The sequence below is a fragment of the Photobacterium chitinilyticum genome, from assembly GCF_004104355.1.
GTDB lineage: Bacteria > Pseudomonadota > Gammaproteobacteria > Enterobacterales > Vibrionaceae > Photobacterium > Photobacterium chitinilyticum.
Map to the genome: position 1 here is coordinate 1 of NZ_RJLM01000275.1, position 357 is coordinate 357.

The following is a 357-nucleotide window of genomic DNA, read 5'->3' on the forward strand; positions in this document are numbered from 1 at the left end:
TCGAATCCCGTCGTAGCCACCATCCTCCCTCTACCGGGATGATGTAAAACACTTGATGCGGAAGTGGCGGAATTGGTAGACGCACCAGATTTAGGTTCTGGCGCCGCAAGGTGTGAGAGTTCAAGTCTCTCCTTCCGCACCATTCTCTCCCTCTCTTTTGAGGCAGCGAGAGCGGCTTTAAAACAAAGCCAGTTGTGAATAGCAACAAGTTGTAGGGCTATCGCCAAGCGGTAAGGCAGCGGCTTTTGATGCCGCCATTCCCTGGTTCGAATCCAGGTAGCCCTGCCACCTTTTCAAGGTGGCGATTATCATGTATAGTCGTCAGCCTGTAAAAAACGGCTACGTAGCTCAGTTGGT

General features: G+C 51.8%; 2 tRNA genes. Both read left to right on the plus strand.

Going from position 1 to position 357, the window contains the following annotated elements:
- The first annotated feature begins 57 nt into the window (after positions 1-57).
- Positions 58-142 (plus strand) — tRNA-Leu (locus tag EDI28_RS26715).
- Between the two features lie 71 nt (positions 143-213).
- Positions 214-288: transfer RNA gene (locus EDI28_RS26720), tRNA-Gln, on the plus strand.
- The last annotated feature ends 69 nt before the right edge of the window (positions 289-357 follow it).